This is a genomic window from Advenella sp. (assembly GCF_052108595.1).
Classification (GTDB): domain Bacteria; phylum Pseudomonadota; class Gammaproteobacteria; order Burkholderiales; family Burkholderiaceae_B; genus Advenella.
The window spans coordinates 21,274-40,788 of record NZ_JBQEAU010000005.1; the positions used below are offsets into that span (position 1 = coordinate 21,274).

Consider the following 19,515-nt stretch of genomic DNA (forward strand, 5'->3'; position numbering starts at 1 on the left):
GAATGGTGCGCTGAACGTCGACCAGTACCAGGTTCGATTCCCAGTTCATGCCGCCGAAGTTGACGGTGCGATCTACTTCGCATTGGGCGTCTGCAGCTTGTGCCGTGGCGGACAAGCCCAGGCCAAACGCAGCCAGTAGCGTCGAGCAGAGAATTTTGTGTTTTAAGAACATGGCCGTAGCCTCCTTAAGTCTTACAGGGTTATAAAAATAACTGTGTATGCCAAAGAGTGTGCGGAAAACGACGTAGCGCCGTCGATACAAACAAAAATTGATGGGCGGCGGGGCGCCCGATTGACAGGTAAAACACTTTTACCAGAAGGGGCAAAAGGTGTACACAATTGAAACGATGAATTAATAAAACCCCACCATTGTAACAAATCGAGAGGGTCCGGGCAAACCAGCCCCCTTGGTAAAATCCCTAGCAGCTTTTTATGTTCATGTATGAGAAAATTAATTCACATACAGAAATTAAATGGGTTAAATTAAACGGCTTAAAATGAATGGGCTAAATTGAATTTGGCTAAATTCGGCTATTTACCCGACCCAAAGGAAACCAAGTAATGACAGACAGTACAGCGCAAACCGCAAGCACCACCAGCAAAAAAACTGGCGCCTGTTCCTGGATCGTCCGGGAAGCGGATGTCCCTGGCTACAGCCCCGCCAACCACCATGGCACCGTCAACCGGCGCCTGATCGGCCCCGAGACGGTCGGCGCGCGTCACCTGGAGGTGTTGGTGGGTACAATTGAGCAGAATCGGGGCGCCTTGCCGCATGCCCATCCTGGCATTGAGCAGGTGGTGTATTTGCTGTCTGGCACGGCAGACGTGGAAATGGACGGGGAAAAGGGTTCTCTGCAGGCCGGAGACTGCTGTTTTTTTCCTGCAGACAAAAAGCATATCTTTACTGTGACCAGTGCCGAGCCGGCGCGCCTTCTGGTCATTTATTCTCCTCCCTATGAAGAAAATCCGGCCAGGGTGGTACGGGATTGATCGCCGGATAACCCGATTTTTAGCATAAACCCAAGCGTGCCTTTTCATGGTACCGCCGCTCAAAGAAGCCTTGTCCTTTACTGGAGACATTATGAATATCAAACCCCTACGTTGTTTGCTGGGTGCCGCCGCCCTTATCGCCGCGGGCACCGCCGCAGCTGCATGGCCGGAAAAACCCATTACCATGGTCGTCCCGTTCCCGGCCGGTTCGGGGACCGACTCTGTCGGGCGCATCTTTGCCCGTGAAATGACCAGCCGTCTTGGTCAGCAGGTGATTGTGGAAAACAAGCCCGGTGGCAACGGTACGATTGCGGCGCAGCAGGTTGCCCGCTCCAAGCCCGATGGCTATACCATTCTGATTTCAACCAATACACCGCTGTCGGCTGCGCCGTGGCTGCAAAAAAGCGTGCCTTATGATGTGCTCAAGGATTTCACGCCGATTGCGCGCGGCGGTAACCTGCCGTTCATTTTGGTCGCCAACATGAAGCAAACCTTCAATTCGGTGGAGGAACTGGTTAAGCAAGCCAAGGCCAGCCCAGGCAAACTGACCTACGCCTCAGGCAACAGTACCGGTATTGTTGCCGGCGCTACGCTGTCGCATGCTGCCGGTATCGAGACCCTGCATGTGCCCTACAAGGGCACGCCACAGGCGCTGACCGATCTGATCGGCGGGCAGGTGGACTATATGTTTACCGATCTGACTTCGGGCATGCCATTTGTGCAATCCAAGAAGATCAAGGCGCTCGCAGTATCTACCGCCAAGCCCAGCACGCTGTTGCCCGAGTTGCCTTCCATGGAGGCGGCCGGTATCGATAATTTCGACATCAATTCATGGAATGGTTTTCTGGGCCCGGCCGAGATGTCCGATGAGGCGGTGGCGGCGTTGAACAAAACCATCAATGAAATCGTGAGCGATGCGAAGGTCAAGCAGGAGCTGGCGCGCCTGGGATTTGATGCCTTCAGCGGCACCCAGCAGGAATTTGCGACATTTGTCCGCGAGCAGTACGCGTTATGGGGCAAGCTCATCAAGGACGCCGGGATCCAGGTTCAATAATAATGACAGACAGCAATCGAAGCGGGCCGCTGGCCGGAGTACGGGTCCTGGATCTGACTTCCATTATTCTGGGGCCGTTTGCCACGCAGATGATGGCAGATCTGGGCGCGGACGTGATCAAGGTGGAATCGCCGGTGGGCGATACGATACGGCAGGTCGGACCCATGCGCAATCCAGGCATGGGTGCGATCTATCTGCATCTGAATCGCAACAAGCGATCGGTGGTGCTTGACCTGAAAACCGAGCAAGGCAGGGAAGCCTGCCTGCATCTGGTGCGCGAGGTCGATGTGCTGCTCTACAACGTAAGGCCGCAGTCCATGGAACGCATGGGCCTGTCGTACGAAGCGGTCAGCGCCGTGAATCCGAAAATCGTCTACGTGGGCGCCTATGGCTTTGGCAACGAAGGCCCGTACGCCGGCAAGCCGGCTTACGATGATTTGATACAGGGAATGACCGGTGTGGCCCGGCTTTACGAACGCAACAGCGGGCACGAACCGCGGTATGCACCGCTGACGCTGGCCGATCGCACCATCGGGCTGCAGGCGGCCATTGCCTGTCTGGCAGGCGTCATCCATAGCCGGGCAACCGGTACGGGCCAATCCATTGAGGTGCCGATGTTTGAGGGGATGGCGCAAATGATATTGGGCGATCACCTGGGCCAGCGCACATTCGATGAGGACGCGCCGGCAGGCACCATGGGCTATTCCCGGTTGCTGGCCGAACATCGCAAGCCCTATCAGACACAGGATGGATATGTTAGCGCCCTGATCTACAACGATCGGCACTGGCAGCAGTTCCTGGCGGCCATCGATCGTGCCGATCTGATCATCGATTCGATCTTTTCCACCCATTCACGTCGAGCCGAAAACATTGATGAAGTATACCGGTTTGTGGACGGGGTCCTGCGGACCCGCAGCACGGCAGACTGGCTTGCGCTGTTTGATGCGAACGATATCCCGTGCGCCCCGCTGTACGCCATCGAAGATCTTCCCGCAGATCCGCACCTGAAGGCAACGGGTCATCTGGTGCGAACTGATCATCCCAGCGAAGGGGTGGTCCACACGATCGCGCCGCTGGGGCGATATTCGGCCACGCCGCTGAGCGTCTATCGCCATGCGCCCGCGCTGGGTGAACATACTGAAGAATTGCTTGACGGGCTGCCCATGGACAACGAGAAAAAACAGGCCATATTGAAGGCGGCAAAGCGTAGCGCGAACAGGCACTAAGCCAATGCGCGGTCATCCAGTGGGGGCGATGACCGATGCGAGGGCGCTCGCGCTGCCGATTGCAGGCATGGCCCATGACCGGCGGTAAACCGCCGCGCCTGCCATGGGGGCATTGCGCCTTTGAAGTGACACAACATACCTAAACGACGGAGTAATGATGGATTTCTCGCTTTCTCAGGATCAGCAAATGCTTGTGGCTGCCATTGAACAGCTATGCAACGGTTTTGACGACGAATACTGGCTCACCTGCGATAGAACGGGCGAGTATCCAGAGGCGTTTTATCAGCGCCTGGCCAAGGCCGGCTGGCTGGGCGTGGCCATGCCGCAGGAATATGGTGGCGCAGGATTGGGTATTACCGAAGCCGCGCTGATGATGAAAGCCATTTCGCGCTCGGGTGCAGGCTTTACCGGCGCCTCGGCCGTTCATATGAATATCTTCGGGCTGAACCCGGTGGTCCGTTTTGGTTCGGAGGAACTCAAGCAACGCGCGTTGCCGCCTCTGATCGAAGGCAAGGACAAAGCCTGCTTTGCCGTCACCGAGCCCGATGCCGGGCTGGACACCACCCAGTTGACCACGCGTGCGCAAAAGCATGGCGACCACTATCGGATATACGGCCGCAAAATCTGGATTTCCACCGCCCAGGTGGCCAGCAAAATGCTCCTGCTTGCCCGCACCACGCCGAAAGACCAGGTATCGAAGGCCACCGAAGGCCTGAGCCTGTTCTACACCGATCTTGATCGCAGCCAGGTTGAAGTGCGCGAAATCGAAAAGCTGGGGCGCAAGGCCGTCGATTCCAATATGCTGTTTTTTGATGGCCTGGAAATCCCCGAATGCGATCGCGTGGGCGAAGAGGGCAAGGGTTTCGAATACATTCTTCATGGCCTCAATCCCGAGCGCATCCTGATTGCCGCAGAGGCGGTCGGCCTGGGTCAGGTGGCACTGGACAAGGCAGTTCAATACGCGAAAGAGCGTACCGTATTTAATCGGCCTATCGGTCAGAATCAAGGTATCCAGCATCCGCTGGCGCAATGCTGGATGCAGCTGGAAGCCGCCGATTTGATGGTGTCCCGTGCGGCCGCCGCCTATGACGCCAATGAGCCGGCGGGCGCATACGCCAATACGGCCAAATACCTGGCAGCTGAAGCGGCGTTTACATCGTGCCAGACAGCGATCCAGACCCTGGGCGGAATGGGCTATGCCAAGGAATATCACGTTGAACGCTATTTGCGTGAAAGCTTTATCCCGCGTATTGCACCGGTCAGTCCGCAACTGATCATGTGCTTCATTGCCGAAAAAGTGCTGGGCCTGCCCAAATCCTACTGAAGGCGCGCAAGCTTGCAGCGCCGATTCGGGCCGTGGCCGGCTTGCGCCGGTTGCGGCCGCTAGCGCTTCAGGTAACGGGTATCGTATATTGGCCCGGATGCTTAATGCTGTTCAATGAAGGTACACATCACTCGTAGTTTCTGGGCATGATTCTGCAGATTGGCCTCGATCCGGTACAACGGTCCTGCAATGGAGATCGCAAAATGGCCGCCCGAAACAGTCACCGGCCAGGCGATGGCGCCGACATCGACCATGGACTCGCCCAGATTGGTGAACAGCCCTTTTTCCTGCCCTGCCTTGATGTCCGCCAGAAACTGCTGGCGCGTGGTAATGGTGCGGTCATTGCGCCTGGCAAAACTCATCTTGTCCAGCAACGTGAGTTGCGCCGGTTCATCCAGCGCCGAAAATAGCGCCTTGCCCAGCGAATTGGCGTGGATTTCCTTTTGCTCTCCGGCCACGGCGACATAATGAATGGGGTTTTCAGAAGGAAGCACATCCAGGTACACCACTGTGTTCAACGAAGTGAGTTTACCCAGCACCACCGTCTCGCCTGTGATGGCGCACAATTCCCGCAAACTGGGATACAGCCGCTCGAGCACCGGATCGGCTTTGGTAATGCGCTGCGCCATGGCCAGCAGACGTCCCGTTGGGTAATATCCCTGACGACGCGACGTTTCGTACAGATAACCCAGGCTCAACAGCGTGCGTATTAGCGCCAGGCAACTGGAGGCCGGGGCATTGAGTTCGCGGGCCAGTTCCGAGAGCGCCAAAGGCTTTTGTTCGCGGGAAAAAATCTCGATGATCTCGATAACCCTGAGCGCGGTTTTGACGCGATGGTTTTCGGTGCCGGGGGCAGTGGTGTTCATGAATAGGGACACAGGGAGTGACAGGGTTACAGTTTAACCGATGCCATAATTTCTTACACTGTTTTGTTTGATTGCGGCGGGTACTCGTGCCATTCTCTGAGCAAAGAAGACGGTACATTTCAGTCCGCAATTTAGTTCATGTTTAAAATAATTAATTAACACAACTGAAATACAAGGAGAAGATATGAAACGCGCATTCATGGCCGTTGCAGTCGCTGCCGTTTTTACCGGCACGTCGTTCATCCCAGCCAGCGCCCGTACGGCAGACGCAGCCGCTGCCGATACCTTTGCGGTAAGCGGCCTGGAAAAGCCAGGATCAATCTCGATCGACAAATGGGGCATCCCGCATATCTACGCGCAGACGCTTTACGATGCCTTTTTCCTGCAGGGATTCAATGCGGCGCGGGATCGGCTGTTTCAGATCGATTTATGGCGCAAGCGCGGCCTGGGTGAAATGGCCAAGGATTTCGGTCCCGATTATGTCGAGGGCGATCGCATGGCGCGCGCCGTTCTGTTTCGCGGCGATATGTATCGTGAGTGGCTGGCTTACGGTTCGGATTCGAAACGCGTGGCGCAGGCATTTACTGCCGGCATCAACGAATACGTAAAAATGACGAAGGCCGATCCGGCACTGTTGCCCGAAGAGTTCAAAAAACTGGGCTATCAGCCGTCCATGTGGCAGGCCGAGGATGTGGTGCGGATTCGTCATCATGGCCTGACGCTGAACGCCAAGAACGAGCTGGATCGCGCGCAGGTGTTCTGCAAGATCAAGGATGATCCGGTAAAGGCAGACTGGTTGCGGCGCGAATTGAGCCCGACCATTGATCCGAAACTGGTCGAGGGGCTTGATCCATGCTCGATTCCGGTGAAAAAAATCAAGGATGCTTATGATCTGGCCACGGCCACGCCGAAACTGAACAAACTGCCGCCAGGCGTCGACCAGGGCAAGACCGCAGGCGGGCAGCCGGAGCAGAAAACCGAAAAAACATCTGCAACAAATACAAAGGGCCCGCTGCCGGTATCGGCGCTGTATGAGATTGTCAGGAACGACAGTGATACCGAAAGGGGGCTTGGGTCGAATAACTGGGTTATTGGCGGCGAACGGACAACGACCGGCAGGCCGATCCTGGCTAATGACCCGCACCGCTCCCATGGTGCGCCGAGTTTGCGCTATATCAGTCACCTGAATGCGCCGGGACTGTCGGTCATTGGCGCTGGCGAACCGTTTCTGCCAGGCATTTCGATTGGTCATAACGAGCAGATCGGTTTTGGACTGACCCGTTTTTACATGGATCAGGAAGATATGTACCAGTATGAAATCAATCCCGAGAACAAGAACGAGTATAAATACCAGGGACGCTGGGAACCCATGCAGACCGTAGAGGAAGAAATTGAAGTCAAGGGCGGGCCGGCCCAGAAAGTGACGCTGCGCTTTACCCGCCATGGCCCGATCCTGTACCAGGATGAAGGCAACCACACCGCTTGGGCTTTGCGTGCCGCCTGGCTGGATCTGGGCATGGCCCCTTATTTCGGTTCCATGGATTACATGCGAGCGACCAACTGGGATGAGTTCAAGGCAGCCATGAATCGTTGGGGCGCGCCGGGCGAAAACCAGGTCTTTGCCGATGCTGACGGCAATATCGCATGGATGCCGGGCGGGCTCACCGTCAAGCGAGACTGGGATGGACTCACACCAGTGCCCGGCGACGGTCGCTATGAATGGAGCGGTTATCGGGACATGGACGAATTGCCCAGCCTGTACAACCCGAAAGCCGGCTATATCTTGACGGCCAACGAGAATAATATTCCGCCTGATCATCCGGCGTTCAAAAAAGGGGTTGGCTATGAATGGAGCAGCGATTTTCGTGCCAAACGCCTGAAGCGGATTATTGGCGCCAGCGACAAATCTTCGATTGCCGATTCCGAAGCCTGGCAGAACGACAAAACCTCGTTGCCTGCAATCAGAACCGTTACCGTGCTGCAACAAGTGAGCACCGAGGACGAGAAGCTCAAGCCCGTGGTGGACATGCTTAAAAAATGGGATGGCCAAGTGACGGCAGACAGCCCGGAAGCGGCTGTCTTCGAAGTGTGGTTCAGTCGCTATTTACGCAAGGCCGTAGTGGATCGTGCGTTTGATCCGGAAATTGCAAAAATGATCGGACTGGCCGACCCGGAACGGGTGTTGGACGTCATCGAAAAACCCGATGGCTGGTTTACCGAAGCCGAGCGTAACCAAATTATGCTCGACTCACTTGGAGAGGCTGTTGCCGAAGTCAGGGAAAAGCTGGGTGACGATCCGCAAGCGTGGAAATGGGGCACGCTGCACCAGGCGGTGTTCGTGCATCCCATGAATGCGCTGCTGTCGGATGAAGAGAAAAAGACATTCAATGTCGATGCTGGTCCGATTGGTGGTTCCGGCTATACACCCATGGCGACCAGCTACAGTGAAACAAGCTATAACTTGAGGTCGGGCGCCTCTTTTCGCATGGTGCTCGATGTCGGACAGTGGGATAGCTCCACGGTCATCAACACCCCGGGACAATCGGGCGATCCGCGCCTGCCTGGTTACCGCGACCTGGCACCCATCTGGGCGAAGGGCGAGTATATTCCGTTAACCTTCAGCAAGGAAAAGGTCAAGGAAAATACCGTCAAAGTCCTGAACTTCGAACCGGGGAAAAAGCAGTAAAGTCGCTTTTATGCTGACATGGCCACCGCTGCCTTGGGCAATGATGAGAACTTAAGGCGGCGGCCGCGGTCCAATCTGCATCTTGCGCAAGAGGTTTGCGCGTAAAATGAATCAATCCTGCCAGCCTCAACATGCGTTGAGGCACGGGCAGGAATCTCATTGGAAGTCAGATTCCCAGGTGCGGTCATGAATGCGAAAGCGCGCATTTTCTTTTTTGGCGATACGCATGGCGGTTTTGAGCACTGTCGGGAGATTGTCATGGCAGGCAAACCCGACGCTGTCATTTTTCTTGGCGATATCCAGGCCAGCCAGCCGCTGCATGAGATTCTTGGCGACATCCGTCAGATGACTGACGTTTGGTGGATTCCTGGCAATCATGATACCGATAGTGCGGCCATCTATCACAATCTTTTCAATTCCGAATTGGCTGGCCGTAATCTGCATGGCAGGGTCGTGGATATCCATGGCGTGCGCATTGCCGGTCTGGGCGGCGTGTTTCGGGGCACCATCTGGAACCCGGCCAGGCCTTACTGGCGGTTCTATTGTCCCCAGGATTACGAAGCGCACAGCCTGCTCAAGGCGGGAAAAAATGGCCAGGGTGACCGTCTGCGTCATCGCAGCTCCATCTTTCCCAGTGATTACGACGCCCTGATGCAGGAACAGGCCGATATTCTGGTGCTGCATGAAGCGCCGTCCTGCAATCGCTACGGTTTTACCGTGCTGGACCGTCTGGCGCTACGGCTGGGCGCCACCCGTGTGTTTCACGGACATCATCATGACTGTTATGATTATTCGGCGCATTTTGAACGTATGGGATTTGCCGCGCACGCAGTGGGGCTGCGCGGTGTGCTCGACAGCAATGGCGTGGTGATTCGCGCTGGCGACCTGGACGGCAGCGGCGAAGACCGGGTTGCTGCGTTGCCGGACGCGCACACACAGCCGGCTCGGTGAACTGGGCTATGATATGGCTGAGTCCGGCTTGAAGATTGTTAACAGCAGGAGAGCGTAATGAGTACAAACGTGATTAAGGCCAGGGTAGAGGGCATGACTTGCGACAAATGTGTTGCGCATGTGACTCACGCACTGGAGTCGGTGCCCGGGGTAGTATCGGCGCAGGTCAGTCTGGCGGGGGCGTCGGCAGATATCGTTGCCAATGACAGTGTCACCGCGCAGCAACTGGCCGATACGGTCAAAAGTGCGGGTTACGTTCTGAGAGTCTGAACGCAGCAGGCCTGATATCGACATCGGAAATAGATCAGGCGGCCATGCACAGATCAGGCGGCAAATAAAAAGCCGCTACATCGCCGGTATGGCGTGTAGCGGCTTCGTTGCGGAATCCGGCTGCGCTGTTGATAGGCAGGCAGTCAGATATTAATCGTCCCAGCGGCGGCGGTCGTGGCGATGATAATGGCGATCACGGCGACGGTCATCGCGATAGTGGCGGCGGCCACGATCGTAACGGTCATCGCTGTCCTTGAACACCTGGTTACCGACCAGACCACCCAGTGCGGCACCGCCCAATGCAGCCAGCGGGTTGCCGTCAGTCAGTGCATAACCGGCACCACCGCCCAGTGCTGCACCGCCAACGGTTCCTAGATCCCGAGTTGGGTGACGGGTAGAGCAGCCTGCCAGAACGGCACCCATAAGTGCCACAAGACAGACTTTTTTTATCATTTGCGAGGTCATAGTAAACTCTCCTTATGGAATAACTATGGAGCTATCATAATCGCTTTGTTTGTACTGATGGCAAGCAAATGTATCGAAAGATAGCTGGCAAGCCTGTTTGGAAATGGATTGAAAGTTTAAGCATCGGGTCGTTGTTTTCAAGTAGCCACACGCTGCCCGAGATTGCCGCTCAATATCTCTCGATAGCGCCCGATTTTTACCTGCTCGGGTCATTATTGTGATTAAAAACCCGATTTACCGCCGTATGTCAAAGGAGACACGAATGATCCGGCTTTACGAACTCTGTGCCAGCGAGCCCGACCTGGTATTTTCACCTTACTGTTGGCGAGTGAGGCTTGCGCTTGCGCACAAGCGGCTGCCTTTCGAGGGGCTTCCTGTCGGCTTTATGGAGAAGGAAAAAATAGCATTTGCAGATTCGCGGTTGGTCCCCGTTCTTACCGATGGGGATACCGTGGTCAAGGAAAGCCTGGATATCCTGGAATATCTTGATCGTACGTATCCGCAGGCGCCGCTGGGACTCGATAGCGATGCCGGACGGGCCCGGGTCCGGTTTATTTCGGAACTGATTCTGCGCCATATTACGCCGGTCATTTTCAAACCTTCCCTGATGGCGATTTACGAAGCACAACCGGAATCGGCCAAAGGGTATTTTCGGGAAAGCCGGGAAAAGCGCTTTGGTTGTACGCTGGAGCAATTGCACGCGACGGCCGATGCGAGCGAGGCGCACAAGGCCCTGGGGGCGCTGGAATCACAATTGAAAAACATGCCGTATCTTGACGGCACCCAGCCAGGGGCCACCGATTTTGTCGTTGCGGCGCATCTGATCTTCAGTTGGGTATTCGGGTTTCAGTACTGGGAGGACGATTCGGCCGTGGGTCAATGGTTCACCCGCCTGCTTGAGGCCTATGCGGAAGTGGCCGGCCCGGTAAAGCGCCAGATCGATCCGGCGGCAGCCCAATATAGAGCAGCCTGATTTGCCGGCAGGCCCGGTACTTCACGGGTCACCCGGGCCAGGTGAAGGGCGTATGAAAAAGTATGGCGCCGGTTCGGCCCGGACATAGCAGTGGCGCGCTGCTCCTTGCCTATTGCCTGAGCCATGCTTTTTTTTGCTTATAACCGATGATGGCGGATAGCTCTGCTCAGGGGTTTCCGATTGGGCATTGCATCAACACGGCATGACCGGTCTGCGGACCCAGCGTATAGAGTGCAAAGCCCTGGCTGACGTACAGCGCTTTGGCCGGCGCATTGCCATCGAGCACTTCAAGCGTTATTTTGCAGCAGCCCAGATTGCGTGCCAGCTGTTTAACGCGTGCCAGCAATTGCGTGCCGACCCCCTGGCCGCGGTACTTCGGCACCACGGCAAAATCGTGGATATTGAGCAGCGGCTTGCAGGCGAAGGTGGAAAACCCTTCAAAGCATAGCGCAATGCCGATCGGCTCCTGGCTGTCAAAGGCAAGTATTGTGTAGATATTGCTGCGTTTTTTGAGTGACGCTATCAAGTTCTTCTGAGTGTGGGCCGATAGCGGTTCGCCGCCGCCCATCGGGTCGGATGCATAGGCGTTAAGCACAGCCAGAACGGCATTGGCGTGTTCTGGATTTTCAAGATCCGCCGTAACAACGTCATACATGAAATCCCCCGTTTGCTTTTATTGGATATCCGCTGTTTTCAGGTCAATATAACCAACCGGGTGCCGCAGAATGCCTGTGACACCGGTTTTCTGCATGAAGCCTTGATTGTAGAAGAACAATGGGAAAATAGGCATGTCTGCGAACAACACTTGTTGGGATTTTTGCAACAATTCCCATCTTCTGGCAGCGTCGGTTTCATTTCGGGCGGTCTTGATCAGCGTATCGTACTCGGCGTTGGACCAGCCGGTGCGGTTCATGCTTGAGCTGCTCACAAAACTTTCCAATGCATTGTAAGGATCGGCATAGTCGTTGGTAAATGAGCTGCGTGAAAACTGCAACTTGCCGCCGCGCTGCTGGGTATAAAACACCTTGCTTTCAATGGCCTGCAGACGCACGTCTACGCCCAGGTTTTCCTTGAACATGGCTTGCAGCGCCTGCGCAATTTTGCGGTCATCAGGATTATTGATGTGGCTGAGCGTGACCGCTGGCAATGTCGTATATTTTTCGGTTTTCATGCCCTTTTTCAGTAATGCCTTGGCCTGGGCCGCATCGGTTTGGACAAAGCCGTTGCTGGTTTGGTAGAAGTCTTTGCCATCGGGGCCGATGAACCCAGGGCTGACGAAGGCGTCGGCTGCCTTGCGGCCCTGTTTGACGACATAATCGACCATATCCTGCCGGTTGACGGCCAGGGCGAAAGCGCGCCGAATGTCGGCATTCTGAAACGGCGGCATCTTGGTATTGAAGCGATAGAAATACACGCCGGCCTGCGGCACAGTCATGTACTCGTCGCTGTCTTTTACTTTTTCGTAAAGGGCTGCCGGCAGTGGCGAGGGCGTGGCGTCCAGCTCACCGGTACGAAACATCTGGTAGCTGGTATTCAGGTCGTTGATCATGACCCAATCGACGGCATCCAGCTTGACGGCATCCTTGTCCCAGTAGTTCGGGTTCTTTTCAAACCGCATGCTGCTGGCATGCTCCCATTCCCTGAGCATGAAGGGTCCGTTGCTCACATAACTGGCCGCTTCGGTGTGCCATTTGGGATTGGCCTGTGCCACCTTCTGATTGACGGGGGCAAAACCCGGGTTGGTCAGAATGTTCAAAAACGACAGGCTGGGGGCATTGAGCGTGACCTGCAGGGTGTGCGGATCCAGTGCCCGAACGCCGAGCGCGTCAGATTGGGCTTTGCCTGCATTGAAGTCTTGTGCACCCACAATATCGTACAGCAAAAAGGCGGCTGGCGAGGCGGTCGCCGGCGTCAGCAATTGTGTCCAGCCGTAGACAAAGTCACCGGCTGTGACCGGCGAGCCGTCAGACCATTTGGCATTCTTGCGCAGATGAAATGTGTAGGTTTTCCCGTCTGCAGAGACATCCCATTTTTCTGCCGTGGCGGGGGCTGCATTATGTTTGGCGTCCAGGCGCACCAGGCCTTCCATCAAATTGTTCAGCGGTTCCCAGGAAATCAGATTCAGGCCAAGGGCTGGATTCAGCGAGGAGGGCTCTTCCACATTATTGAGGCGCAACACTTTTTCAGCGTGGGACAGGGTTGGCAGGGCGACGCCCAGCGCGGCGGTAAGCAGCGCCGCAGACAGCAGATTTTTCATGGCAATTTCCAAACAAGTGCTCCCTTGACGGGATCTAATGTATGCAAACATACCTGAAAATGCATGCGTCGTGGGCGCAAACGGGTTTGTCGAAACAACCGTATCATCGTTTTCCGGTCGCCAGGGCGGTCTGCGGCGCGCGGGCGTCGTGCAGCCAGCAGCATACCGAACCCTGCGCAGGCAGGGCCGTCGCAGGCGGTGCGATCTGGCGGCAGACGTGCATGGCATGCCGGCAGCGTGCGGCGAACGCGCAGCCTGCGGGCGGGGCAAACAGATCTGGCGGCTGGCCGGCAATGGCCTTCAGGCTGGCAGCCGGCATGTCCAGGCGCGGTACCGATGCCAGCAGCGCGCGGGTATACGGATGGGCAGGCTGGGCAAATAGCGCATGAACTTCTGCGGTTTCGACGCATTGGCCGGCATACATGACCGTGATCCTGTCGGCAATGCCGGCGACGACGCCCAGGTCATGCGTGATCAGGATGATGGCAATGCCGGTGCGCGCCTGGATATCCTTGAACAGGGCCAGAATCTGTGCCTGGATGGTGACATCCAGCGCCGTGGTGGGTTCGTCTGCAATCAACAGGTCGGGATCGCACATCAATGCAATGGCAATCACGATACGCTGGCGCATGCCGCCGGAAAACGCATGCGGGAACTGTTTGAGCCGCTGCTGTGGGCTGGATATGCCCACCAGTTCAAGCATCTGGATGGCGCGCTCCCTGGCCTGAGCTGCCGTAAATTTCAAATGTCGTCGTACCCCTTCGGTTAGCTGCTCACCGATAGTGAGGGTGGGATTGAGCGCCGTCATTGGGTCCTGGAAAATAAGGGCAATCCGTCTGCCCTGGATCTCACGCCATTGTGCCGGTTTCAGTGTGGTCAGTTCGCGCCCGTCAAAGGTGATGGCGCCGCCGGTAATCTGTGCCGTCGTGGCCGGCAACAGCCCCATGATGGCCTGGCTGGTGACCGATTTGCCGCTGCCCGATTCACCAACAATGGCCAGGGTTTCGCCGCGTGCAACATGCAGGCAAACCTGGCGCAGCGCATGAACATGTCCGCCGTAGGTGCGAAAGCGTACCGAGAGATCGCGCACCGTCAGCAGCGGTTGCGCCTGGCCGGTGGCTGGCGGCACGGATGCATCCGTTCTGCCGATTGCAGTGTGTTCCATGCTCATTTGTTTTGCCCCAGTCGCGGATCCAGCGCATCCTGCAGCCCGTCGCCCACCACGTTGAAAGCGAACATGGTCAGGGATATGAAAAGGGCGGGGAAAAACAGTTGCCACCAGTCACCCGAGAGAATGACGCCCAGCGCATCGTTGGCCATGACACCCCAACTGGCATAGGGCGCTTGCACGCCCAGCCCCAGGAAACTGAGAAAGGCTTCGGCGAAAATGGCGGTGGGGACGGTTAACGTCATCTGCACCAGAATCGGCCCCATGGCATTGGGCAGCAGATGGCGACGAATGATATGCGCCGTGCCAGCGCCGAAAGAGCGGGCGGCGGTCACATACTCCTGGTTTTTCAACTGTAATACCTGGCCGCGCACCAGTCGCGCCATGCTGATCCAGCCGGTAATGGTAAGCGCGATAATGATGGTGAGCAGGCTGGGTCCCATGACCACCATCAGCAAAATCACCACCAGCAGATAGGGCAGTCCATAGAGCACTTCCAGTACGCGCATCATGAAGATATCTGTCTTGCCGCCTTTGTAGCCGCTATAGCCGCCGTAGGTTACCCCGATCACAAAATCGATCAGCGCTGCCATGAAGCCGACGAACAATGAAATACGTGCTCCGTACCAGGTTCGGACGAAAATATCGCGGCCCAGATCATCGGTGCCGAACCAGTGCAGCGATGACGGTGACATGTTCTGGCTTTTTAGGTCCTGCGCGATAACTGACCAGTCCGATAGCATGGGGGCGAGTGCCGCCATGATAATCAGCAAGATCAGAAATACCAGCCCGACAAGGGCGGCAGGATTGCTGCGCAGGCGCCACCACGCATTGCGCCAGTAGGAGACCGAAGGGCGCAAGACATGCGCCACCGCTTGTGGGTCGGGCGGGGCCGCCTCGAACATGTCGTCGGTAATGACCGGCGCCTCTTGCGATGTCGCGTGATTGTTCATGACTGCCCCTTGCGGTGAAGCGCAATGCGCGGGTCAAGCAGACCGTAGGCAATGTCGACCAGAAACAGCATGAAGACTAGAATGGCGCTGTAGAACACGGTTGTTCCCATGATGACCGGATAGTCGCGGGTGCTGATGGAATCGACGAAATACCGACCCATGCCGGGAATGGCAAAGATTTTTTCAATCACGAATGTGCCCGTCAGAATGGACGCTGCCAGCGTCCCGAGCAGTGTCACCACCGGCAGCAGGGCGTTGCGCAGGCCATGCCTGACCACGATGCGCCACGGTGAAAGGCCCTTTGCGCGTGCCATCGTCATATAATCCTGGGTTAGTACATCGAGCATGCTGGAGCGGGTGATGCGAGCCAGGATGGCCATGGGCGTGACGGCCAGGGCAATCACCGGCAGCACCTTGTGCCACGGGGTACGCCAGGTGGCCGCAGGAAACCAGCCCAGGCCCACCGAGAGCTCCTGTATGAGCAATGTCGCCAGCACAAAGTTGGGAATGGAAATGCCAACCACCGCCACGGCCATGACCGCACGGTCGATCAGCCGGTTATGCCGCAATGCCGCTACCGTACCAGCGCCTATGCCGGACAGGGTCGCAACCACAAGTGCAATCAGACCCAGCTCAAACGACACCGGAAACCCACGGCCCAATAGTGTATTGACTGAGGTATCCGGATTGGAAATGGAAGGGCCATAGTCGAATGTGATAATGGCTTTCAGGTAATGCAGGTATTGCACCGGCAGCGACTGGTCCAGCTTGTAGAAGGCTCGCAGGTTGTCCTGCACCGCCGCGCTGGTCTGTCGTTCCTGATCGAAGGGGGTGCCGGGAATCAAATGCATCAGCACGAAGGTGAGCGTGGCGATAATGAAAATGGTGCCCAGCATCAGCGCAAACCGCTGCAGAATATATTTTTTCATGGACGCGATCCTTCGGTATCCAGCGCATGGCAGGCGGCAAAGTGTCCCGCAGCGTGCTCGCGCCACACAGGAACCTCGCTCTGGCAGACCGCCATGGCCTTGGGGCAGCGTGACTTGAAAGCGCAGCCGGTGGTGGGCGCCAGCGGACTGGGCAATTCGCCATGAAGAACCTGGCCGGTTCGCTGGCGCTGTATTTGTGGATCGGGAACCGGAATTGCCGACAGCAAGGCCTGGGTATAGGGGTGTAGCGGGTTGTGATAGAGTTCGTGGCTGCCGGCCAGCTCGGCCATGTAGCCCATATACATGACGCCCACCCGGTCCGAGATGTATTGGACCATGGAAAGGTCATGGGCAATAAACAGAAAGGTCAGTTTGCGTTCCCGTTGCAGGCGCTGCAGCAACTGCACGATCTGCGCCTGGATGGAGACATCCAGTGCGGAAATGGGCTCGTCGGCAACAATAAATGCCGGTTCCAGCGCCAGAGCACGGGCGATGCCGATACGCTGGCGCTGGCCGCCGGAAAACTCATGCGGATAACGTCGGGCAAACGAGGCGTTCAATCCGACTTCTTCAAGTAGCATGCTGACCCGCTGCGCCTTTTCCCTGGGGTTCCGGTACAGCCCGTGGATATCCAGCGGTTCGGCAATCAGGTCAAACACGCTCGCACGGGGGTTCAGGCTGGCATAGGGGTCCTGGAATATCATCTGCATGTCGCGCAGCAGCTTGCGGCGCGCATGGCCCTTGACTTCATGAATGTTCTGGCCGCGAAAGGTAACGTGACCCTCTGTCGGATCGTAAAGACCCAGCACGCTGCGGCCTGTCGTGGATTTGCCGCAACCGGATTCGCCCACCAGCCCCAGCGTTTCGCCTTCGTGGATATCGAAGGACACGCCATTGACGGCGTATACACATTGCTGCCTGCCCAGATCGAAGTGTTTTTTCAGATTGTGCACCGACACCAGCACCGGACGGTCGGTGCTGATACAGGCAGGGTGGGTGGGCGCAGTAGTCATTCGCTAATAAAAGAGTGCCGGCACAGGCCGGCATCGTATTGGTTTGTATTGGTGTCAGTGTCGATATTATATGCAAAGCGTTGGCGGGGATATTGCAGTTAGCCCTGATGCTATGATGTGAGCGGTATTTTTAGGGTTTTCTACAATGGTTTTTCTGCAATGGCAATAGGTCCTTTTTTCTTTGCACCCATGGTGCTTGCGGTTATGGCGGGTGTAATTGCGCTGCTGGCCGGCTGTGCGGTGCTCACCCGGCGAGTCAGCCCGCAATTTGATCGCTGGCCCTGGCTGGCGATGCTGATGGTGTTGGCCAGTGCCCGGCTGGGTTTTGTCATTCGCCATTGGGACAGTTTTCTGAGCGAGCCCTGGCGCATCTTTTATTTCTGGCAGGGTGGCTTTGACATTGGTTGGGCGATCGCTGCTGCGGCGGTATCGCTGCTGCTGTTGCAGGGCTGGCGCCTGCGTGCGCTTGGCGGCGCGCTGCTTGGCCTGGTGGCGGCTTTGATGGCCTCGCTGGCGCTGCTGGTGCCCGGCCCGCTTGCCCAGCCCTTGCCGGCCATGGCGCTGCCGGACATGAACGGCCAAATGCACCAACTGAAGGATCTGAGCGACAAGAAAGTGGTCATCAACCTTTGGGCGACCTGGTGTGGCCCTTGCCGTCGCGAAATGCCCATGCTTGAGCAGGCGGCTCGGCAGAACCCCGATGTGCGGTTTTTGTTCGTGAATCAGGGAGAGTCGGCTGCCACGATTGAGAATTATTTGCGGCAGGAGGGACTGGATCTGAGCCAATGGATTCGACTGGATCCCAACTCCACCATGTCGGCGCAGTTTCAGACGCGAGGTTTGCCAACAACGCTGTTCTTTAATGGCAATGCATTGCGGCGCACCCAGGTGGGCGAGATCAGTCGCGAAATGCTGAGCGAGAAACTGGACGGTCTGTAGTGTCAGATGTCTGGCGTATTGCGGCCGTCTCGCGTATGTGACCGATTAATTCTGGTGGCCGGTTGGCGTCCTGCTTAAGCTATTGCCGGTTTCCGTGTCCTTCCCGATGATATCGCTTCGGTCTAGCGGTTATCAGCACATTTGTATAGATATCAATTCCAAGGTCGTTCACATCAAGCTTTACACGACCAAAATTCCCACGTCTTCTGCTGACATGCGCAATGACAAGGTATTACCGTTCTATAAACAGTACGGCCCGCTGGTATTAGTACGGCCTACTGGTATTGCATATTCCGACTGCGTGGCGCCCGCAGTTCTGCGAATGAGTCGATGACCATGATCATCAGCTGTCTATGAAGGCAATGGCATTCATCATACTAAAACCAAAGCCATATCTCCACAGACAAAGGGCCTTTGTGCATGCTTGTACAAAACCATTTTTCTGGAGTTTTATTAGATCGTGTGTAGAAAGACGCTATACAGTAATCTGGCGTCCTGGCAGAAAGATCTGGACGTTTGGCTGGATTTTTATAACAATGAGCGGACTCATCAAGACAAAATGTGCTGCGGCAGAACGCCGATGCAGACTTTGCTTGAGCGTTTAGCGGTTTGGGAACCGAAGGATGTGAACCAAATCTAATCCGACTGACGCCGTGTGGAAAGCGGGCATCTGTCAGATCATGTTTTAGCCAATACAATTATTACATAACGGAGATCATATGAAAATATTCCTGTCGCTTTTTGTTGCGCCCATTTTCCTCGCAGGGTGCGTTTCATCCGAGGAAATACGTGTACGCGAATTGACCGCCGATAGAATAGGCTGCGAAAAAGCAGGATATGTACCAGATACCGCGGGGATGATCGAATGCATACGAGGGAGCAACATTCGGCGGCAAATAGAAAAGGATAAATCCGATAGGGACCATCGTGAATTCATGAATAGGCATCATAGAACATCAAACCAGCACAGTGCTCGCTCTATGAACCCAGGAAACTTGCCCTCCAGCGATCGGCGAGCATCAGATAGGCAGATGCGTCCTGCTCGTCCGATGAAGTGTGAGTCTGTAGTGACAAAATCCACTCAGGCTGATGGAACCCAAGTGACCCGCACTCGACAAAATTGTGCCTCTTCATAATCCTGACTGACAACAGCATACATGGATGCATGTAGTTCCGTTGGAATCGCTCAACGGAACCGACATTACCCGTGCCCTGAACGATAGCCTGAAACGCTGGGTTGCCCTGACACGTTATCTGGGGGGCGCGCCGCCATTGATGACAATCGTAATGATGCCTGTCCGACCCATTGTGCCGGACCGGAAAAACGGGCTCTTCTATACGCGCCGGAATCTGAGCCGCCGCCGTTTTGGGCTGATTGAATCGGCTAGCGAGACGCGGGCTACTGCTGTGAAAATGAAACCTGAATGATACCATTTGTTGCAAATGCGTTG

General features: G+C 56.1%; 18 protein-coding genes and 1 pseudogene. 10 read left to right on the forward strand and 9 right to left on the reverse strand.

The window, feature by feature from the left end:
• Window positions 1–172: pseudogene (locus ACTIKR_RS01695) on the reverse strand (glycine/betaine ABC transporter substrate-binding protein); the annotation flags it as partial.
• 389 nt (window positions 173–561) lie between these two features.
• Here ACTIKR_RS01695 and ACTIKR_RS01700 point away from each other — a divergent pair.
• The 4 genes from ACTIKR_RS01700 to ACTIKR_RS01715 all read left to right on the forward strand — a co-directional run bounded on the left by ACTIKR_RS01700 (window position 562) and on the right by ACTIKR_RS01715 (window position 4,594).
• On the forward strand, window positions 562–990 hold the full coding sequence (locus ACTIKR_RS01700; RefSeq protein WP_193088168.1) for a cupin domain-containing protein: 429 nt from the start codon (window positions 562–564) through the stop codon (window positions 988–990).
• Window positions 991–1,081: 91 nt separating this feature from the next.
• Window positions 1,082–2,044, forward strand: a complete 963-nt coding sequence (locus ACTIKR_RS01705) for a Bug family tripartite tricarboxylate transporter substrate binding protein (protein ID WP_193088169.1) — start codon at window positions 1,082–1,084, stop codon at window positions 2,042–2,044.
• 2 nt (window positions 2,045–2,046) lie between these two features.
• A complete protein-coding gene (locus ACTIKR_RS01710; protein ID WP_193088170.1) occupies window positions 2,047–3,270 on the forward strand; it encodes a CaiB/BaiF CoA transferase family protein in 1,224 nt (407 codons plus the stop codon).
• 157 nt (window positions 3,271–3,427) lie between these two features.
• Entirely contained in the window at window positions 3,428–4,594 is a 1,167-nt protein-coding gene (locus tag ACTIKR_RS01715) for an acyl-CoA dehydrogenase family protein (RefSeq protein ID WP_193088171.1), read from the forward strand.
• A gap of 101 nt (window positions 4,595–4,695) precedes the next feature.
• Here the strand turns inward: ACTIKR_RS01715 and ACTIKR_RS01720 are convergent, their stop codons facing one another.
• Window positions 4,696–5,460, reverse strand: a complete 765-nt coding sequence (locus tag ACTIKR_RS01720) for an IclR family transcriptional regulator (protein WP_193088172.1) — start codon at window positions 5,458–5,460, stop codon at window positions 4,696–4,698.
• Window positions 5,461–5,644: 184 nt separating this feature from the next.
• Here ACTIKR_RS01720 and ACTIKR_RS01725 point away from each other — a divergent pair, with 184 nt between their 5' ends.
• The 3 genes from ACTIKR_RS01725 (at window position 5,645) to ACTIKR_RS01735 (ending at window position 9,367) form a co-directional block, all read left to right on the forward strand.
• On the forward strand, window positions 5,645–8,146 hold the full coding sequence (locus tag ACTIKR_RS01725; protein ID WP_442327009.1) for a penicillin acylase family protein: 2,502 nt from the start codon (window positions 5,645–5,647) through the stop codon (window positions 8,144–8,146).
• Between the two features lie 186 nt (window positions 8,147–8,332).
• Window positions 8,333–9,097, forward strand: a complete 765-nt coding sequence (locus ACTIKR_RS01730; protein WP_442327010.1) for a metallophosphoesterase family protein — start codon at window positions 8,333–8,335, stop codon at window positions 9,095–9,097.
• A gap of 57 nt (window positions 9,098–9,154) precedes the next feature.
• On the forward strand, window positions 9,155–9,367 hold the full coding sequence (locus ACTIKR_RS01735; RefSeq protein ID WP_193088175.1) for a cation transporter: 213 nt from the start codon (window positions 9,155–9,157) through the stop codon (window positions 9,365–9,367).
• 150 nt (window positions 9,368–9,517) lie between these two features.
• Here the strand turns inward: ACTIKR_RS01735 and ACTIKR_RS01740 are convergent, their stop codons facing one another.
• The gene (locus ACTIKR_RS01740) at window positions 9,518–9,832 is read right to left on the reverse strand and encodes a glycine zipper 2TM domain-containing protein (RefSeq protein WP_226816717.1); all 315 of its coding nucleotides are present in this window, start codon (window positions 9,830–9,832) and stop codon (window positions 9,518–9,520) included.
• Window positions 9,833–10,094: 262 nt separating this feature from the next.
• Here ACTIKR_RS01740 and ACTIKR_RS01745 point away from each other — a divergent pair, with 262 nt between their 5' ends.
• Window positions 10,095–10,805: a glutathione S-transferase family protein gene (locus ACTIKR_RS01745; protein WP_193088176.1), complete on the forward strand. Its 711-nt coding sequence runs from the start codon at window positions 10,095–10,097 to the stop codon at window positions 10,803–10,805.
• A 166-nt stretch (window positions 10,806–10,971) separates the two neighbouring features.
• On the opposite strand, the gene ACTIKR_RS01750 is transcribed toward ACTIKR_RS01745, so the two are convergent.
• The 6 genes from ACTIKR_RS01750 to ACTIKR_RS01775 form a co-directional block, all read right to left on the reverse strand.
• Entirely contained in the window at window positions 10,972–11,460 is a 489-nt protein-coding gene (locus ACTIKR_RS01750) for a GNAT family N-acetyltransferase (RefSeq protein WP_193088177.1), read from the reverse strand.
• Window positions 11,461–11,478: 18 nt separating this feature from the next.
• On the reverse strand, window positions 11,479–13,062 hold the full coding sequence (locus ACTIKR_RS01755; RefSeq protein WP_193088178.1) for a peptide ABC transporter substrate-binding protein: 1,584 nt from the start codon (window positions 13,060–13,062) through the stop codon (window positions 11,479–11,481).
• Between the two features lie 103 nt (window positions 13,063–13,165).
• A complete protein-coding gene (locus tag ACTIKR_RS01760; protein ID WP_193088283.1) occupies window positions 13,166–14,227 on the reverse strand; it encodes an ABC transporter ATP-binding protein in 1,062 nt (353 codons plus the stop codon).
• Between the two features lie 2 nt (window positions 14,228–14,229).
• Window positions 14,230–15,183 (reverse strand): ABC transporter permease, encoded by a 954-nt coding sequence (locus ACTIKR_RS01765; RefSeq protein ID WP_193088179.1) that lies wholly within the window; start codon window positions 15,181–15,183, stop codon window positions 14,230–14,232.
• A complete protein-coding gene (locus tag ACTIKR_RS01770) occupies window positions 15,180–16,112 on the reverse strand; it encodes an ABC transporter permease (protein ID WP_193088180.1) in 933 nt (310 codons plus the stop codon). Before ACTIKR_RS01770 ends, ACTIKR_RS01765 begins: the two co-directional genes overlap by 4 nt.
• Window positions 16,109–17,125, reverse strand: a complete 1,017-nt coding sequence (locus ACTIKR_RS01775; protein ID WP_193088181.1) for an ABC transporter ATP-binding protein — start codon at window positions 17,123–17,125, stop codon at window positions 16,109–16,111. Before ACTIKR_RS01775 ends, ACTIKR_RS01770 begins: the two co-directional genes overlap by 4 nt.
• Window positions 17,126–17,284: 159 nt before the next feature.
• Here ACTIKR_RS01775 and ACTIKR_RS01780 point away from each other — a divergent pair, with 159 nt between their 5' ends.
• Both ACTIKR_RS01780 and ACTIKR_RS01785 read left to right on the forward strand, forming a co-directional pair.
• Window positions 17,285–18,064, forward strand: coding sequence for a TlpA disulfide reductase family protein (locus ACTIKR_RS01780; RefSeq protein ID WP_193088182.1), 780 nt, complete (start codon window positions 17,285–17,287; stop codon window positions 18,062–18,064).
• A gap of 1,161 nt (window positions 18,065–19,225) precedes the next feature.
• Window positions 19,226–19,492 carry a hypothetical protein gene (locus tag ACTIKR_RS01785; protein WP_193088183.1) on the forward strand — a complete coding sequence of 89 codons (267 nt, stop codon included), beginning with the start codon at window positions 19,226–19,228 and terminating at the stop codon, window positions 19,490–19,492.
• Window positions 19,493–19,515 lie beyond the last annotated feature (23 nt).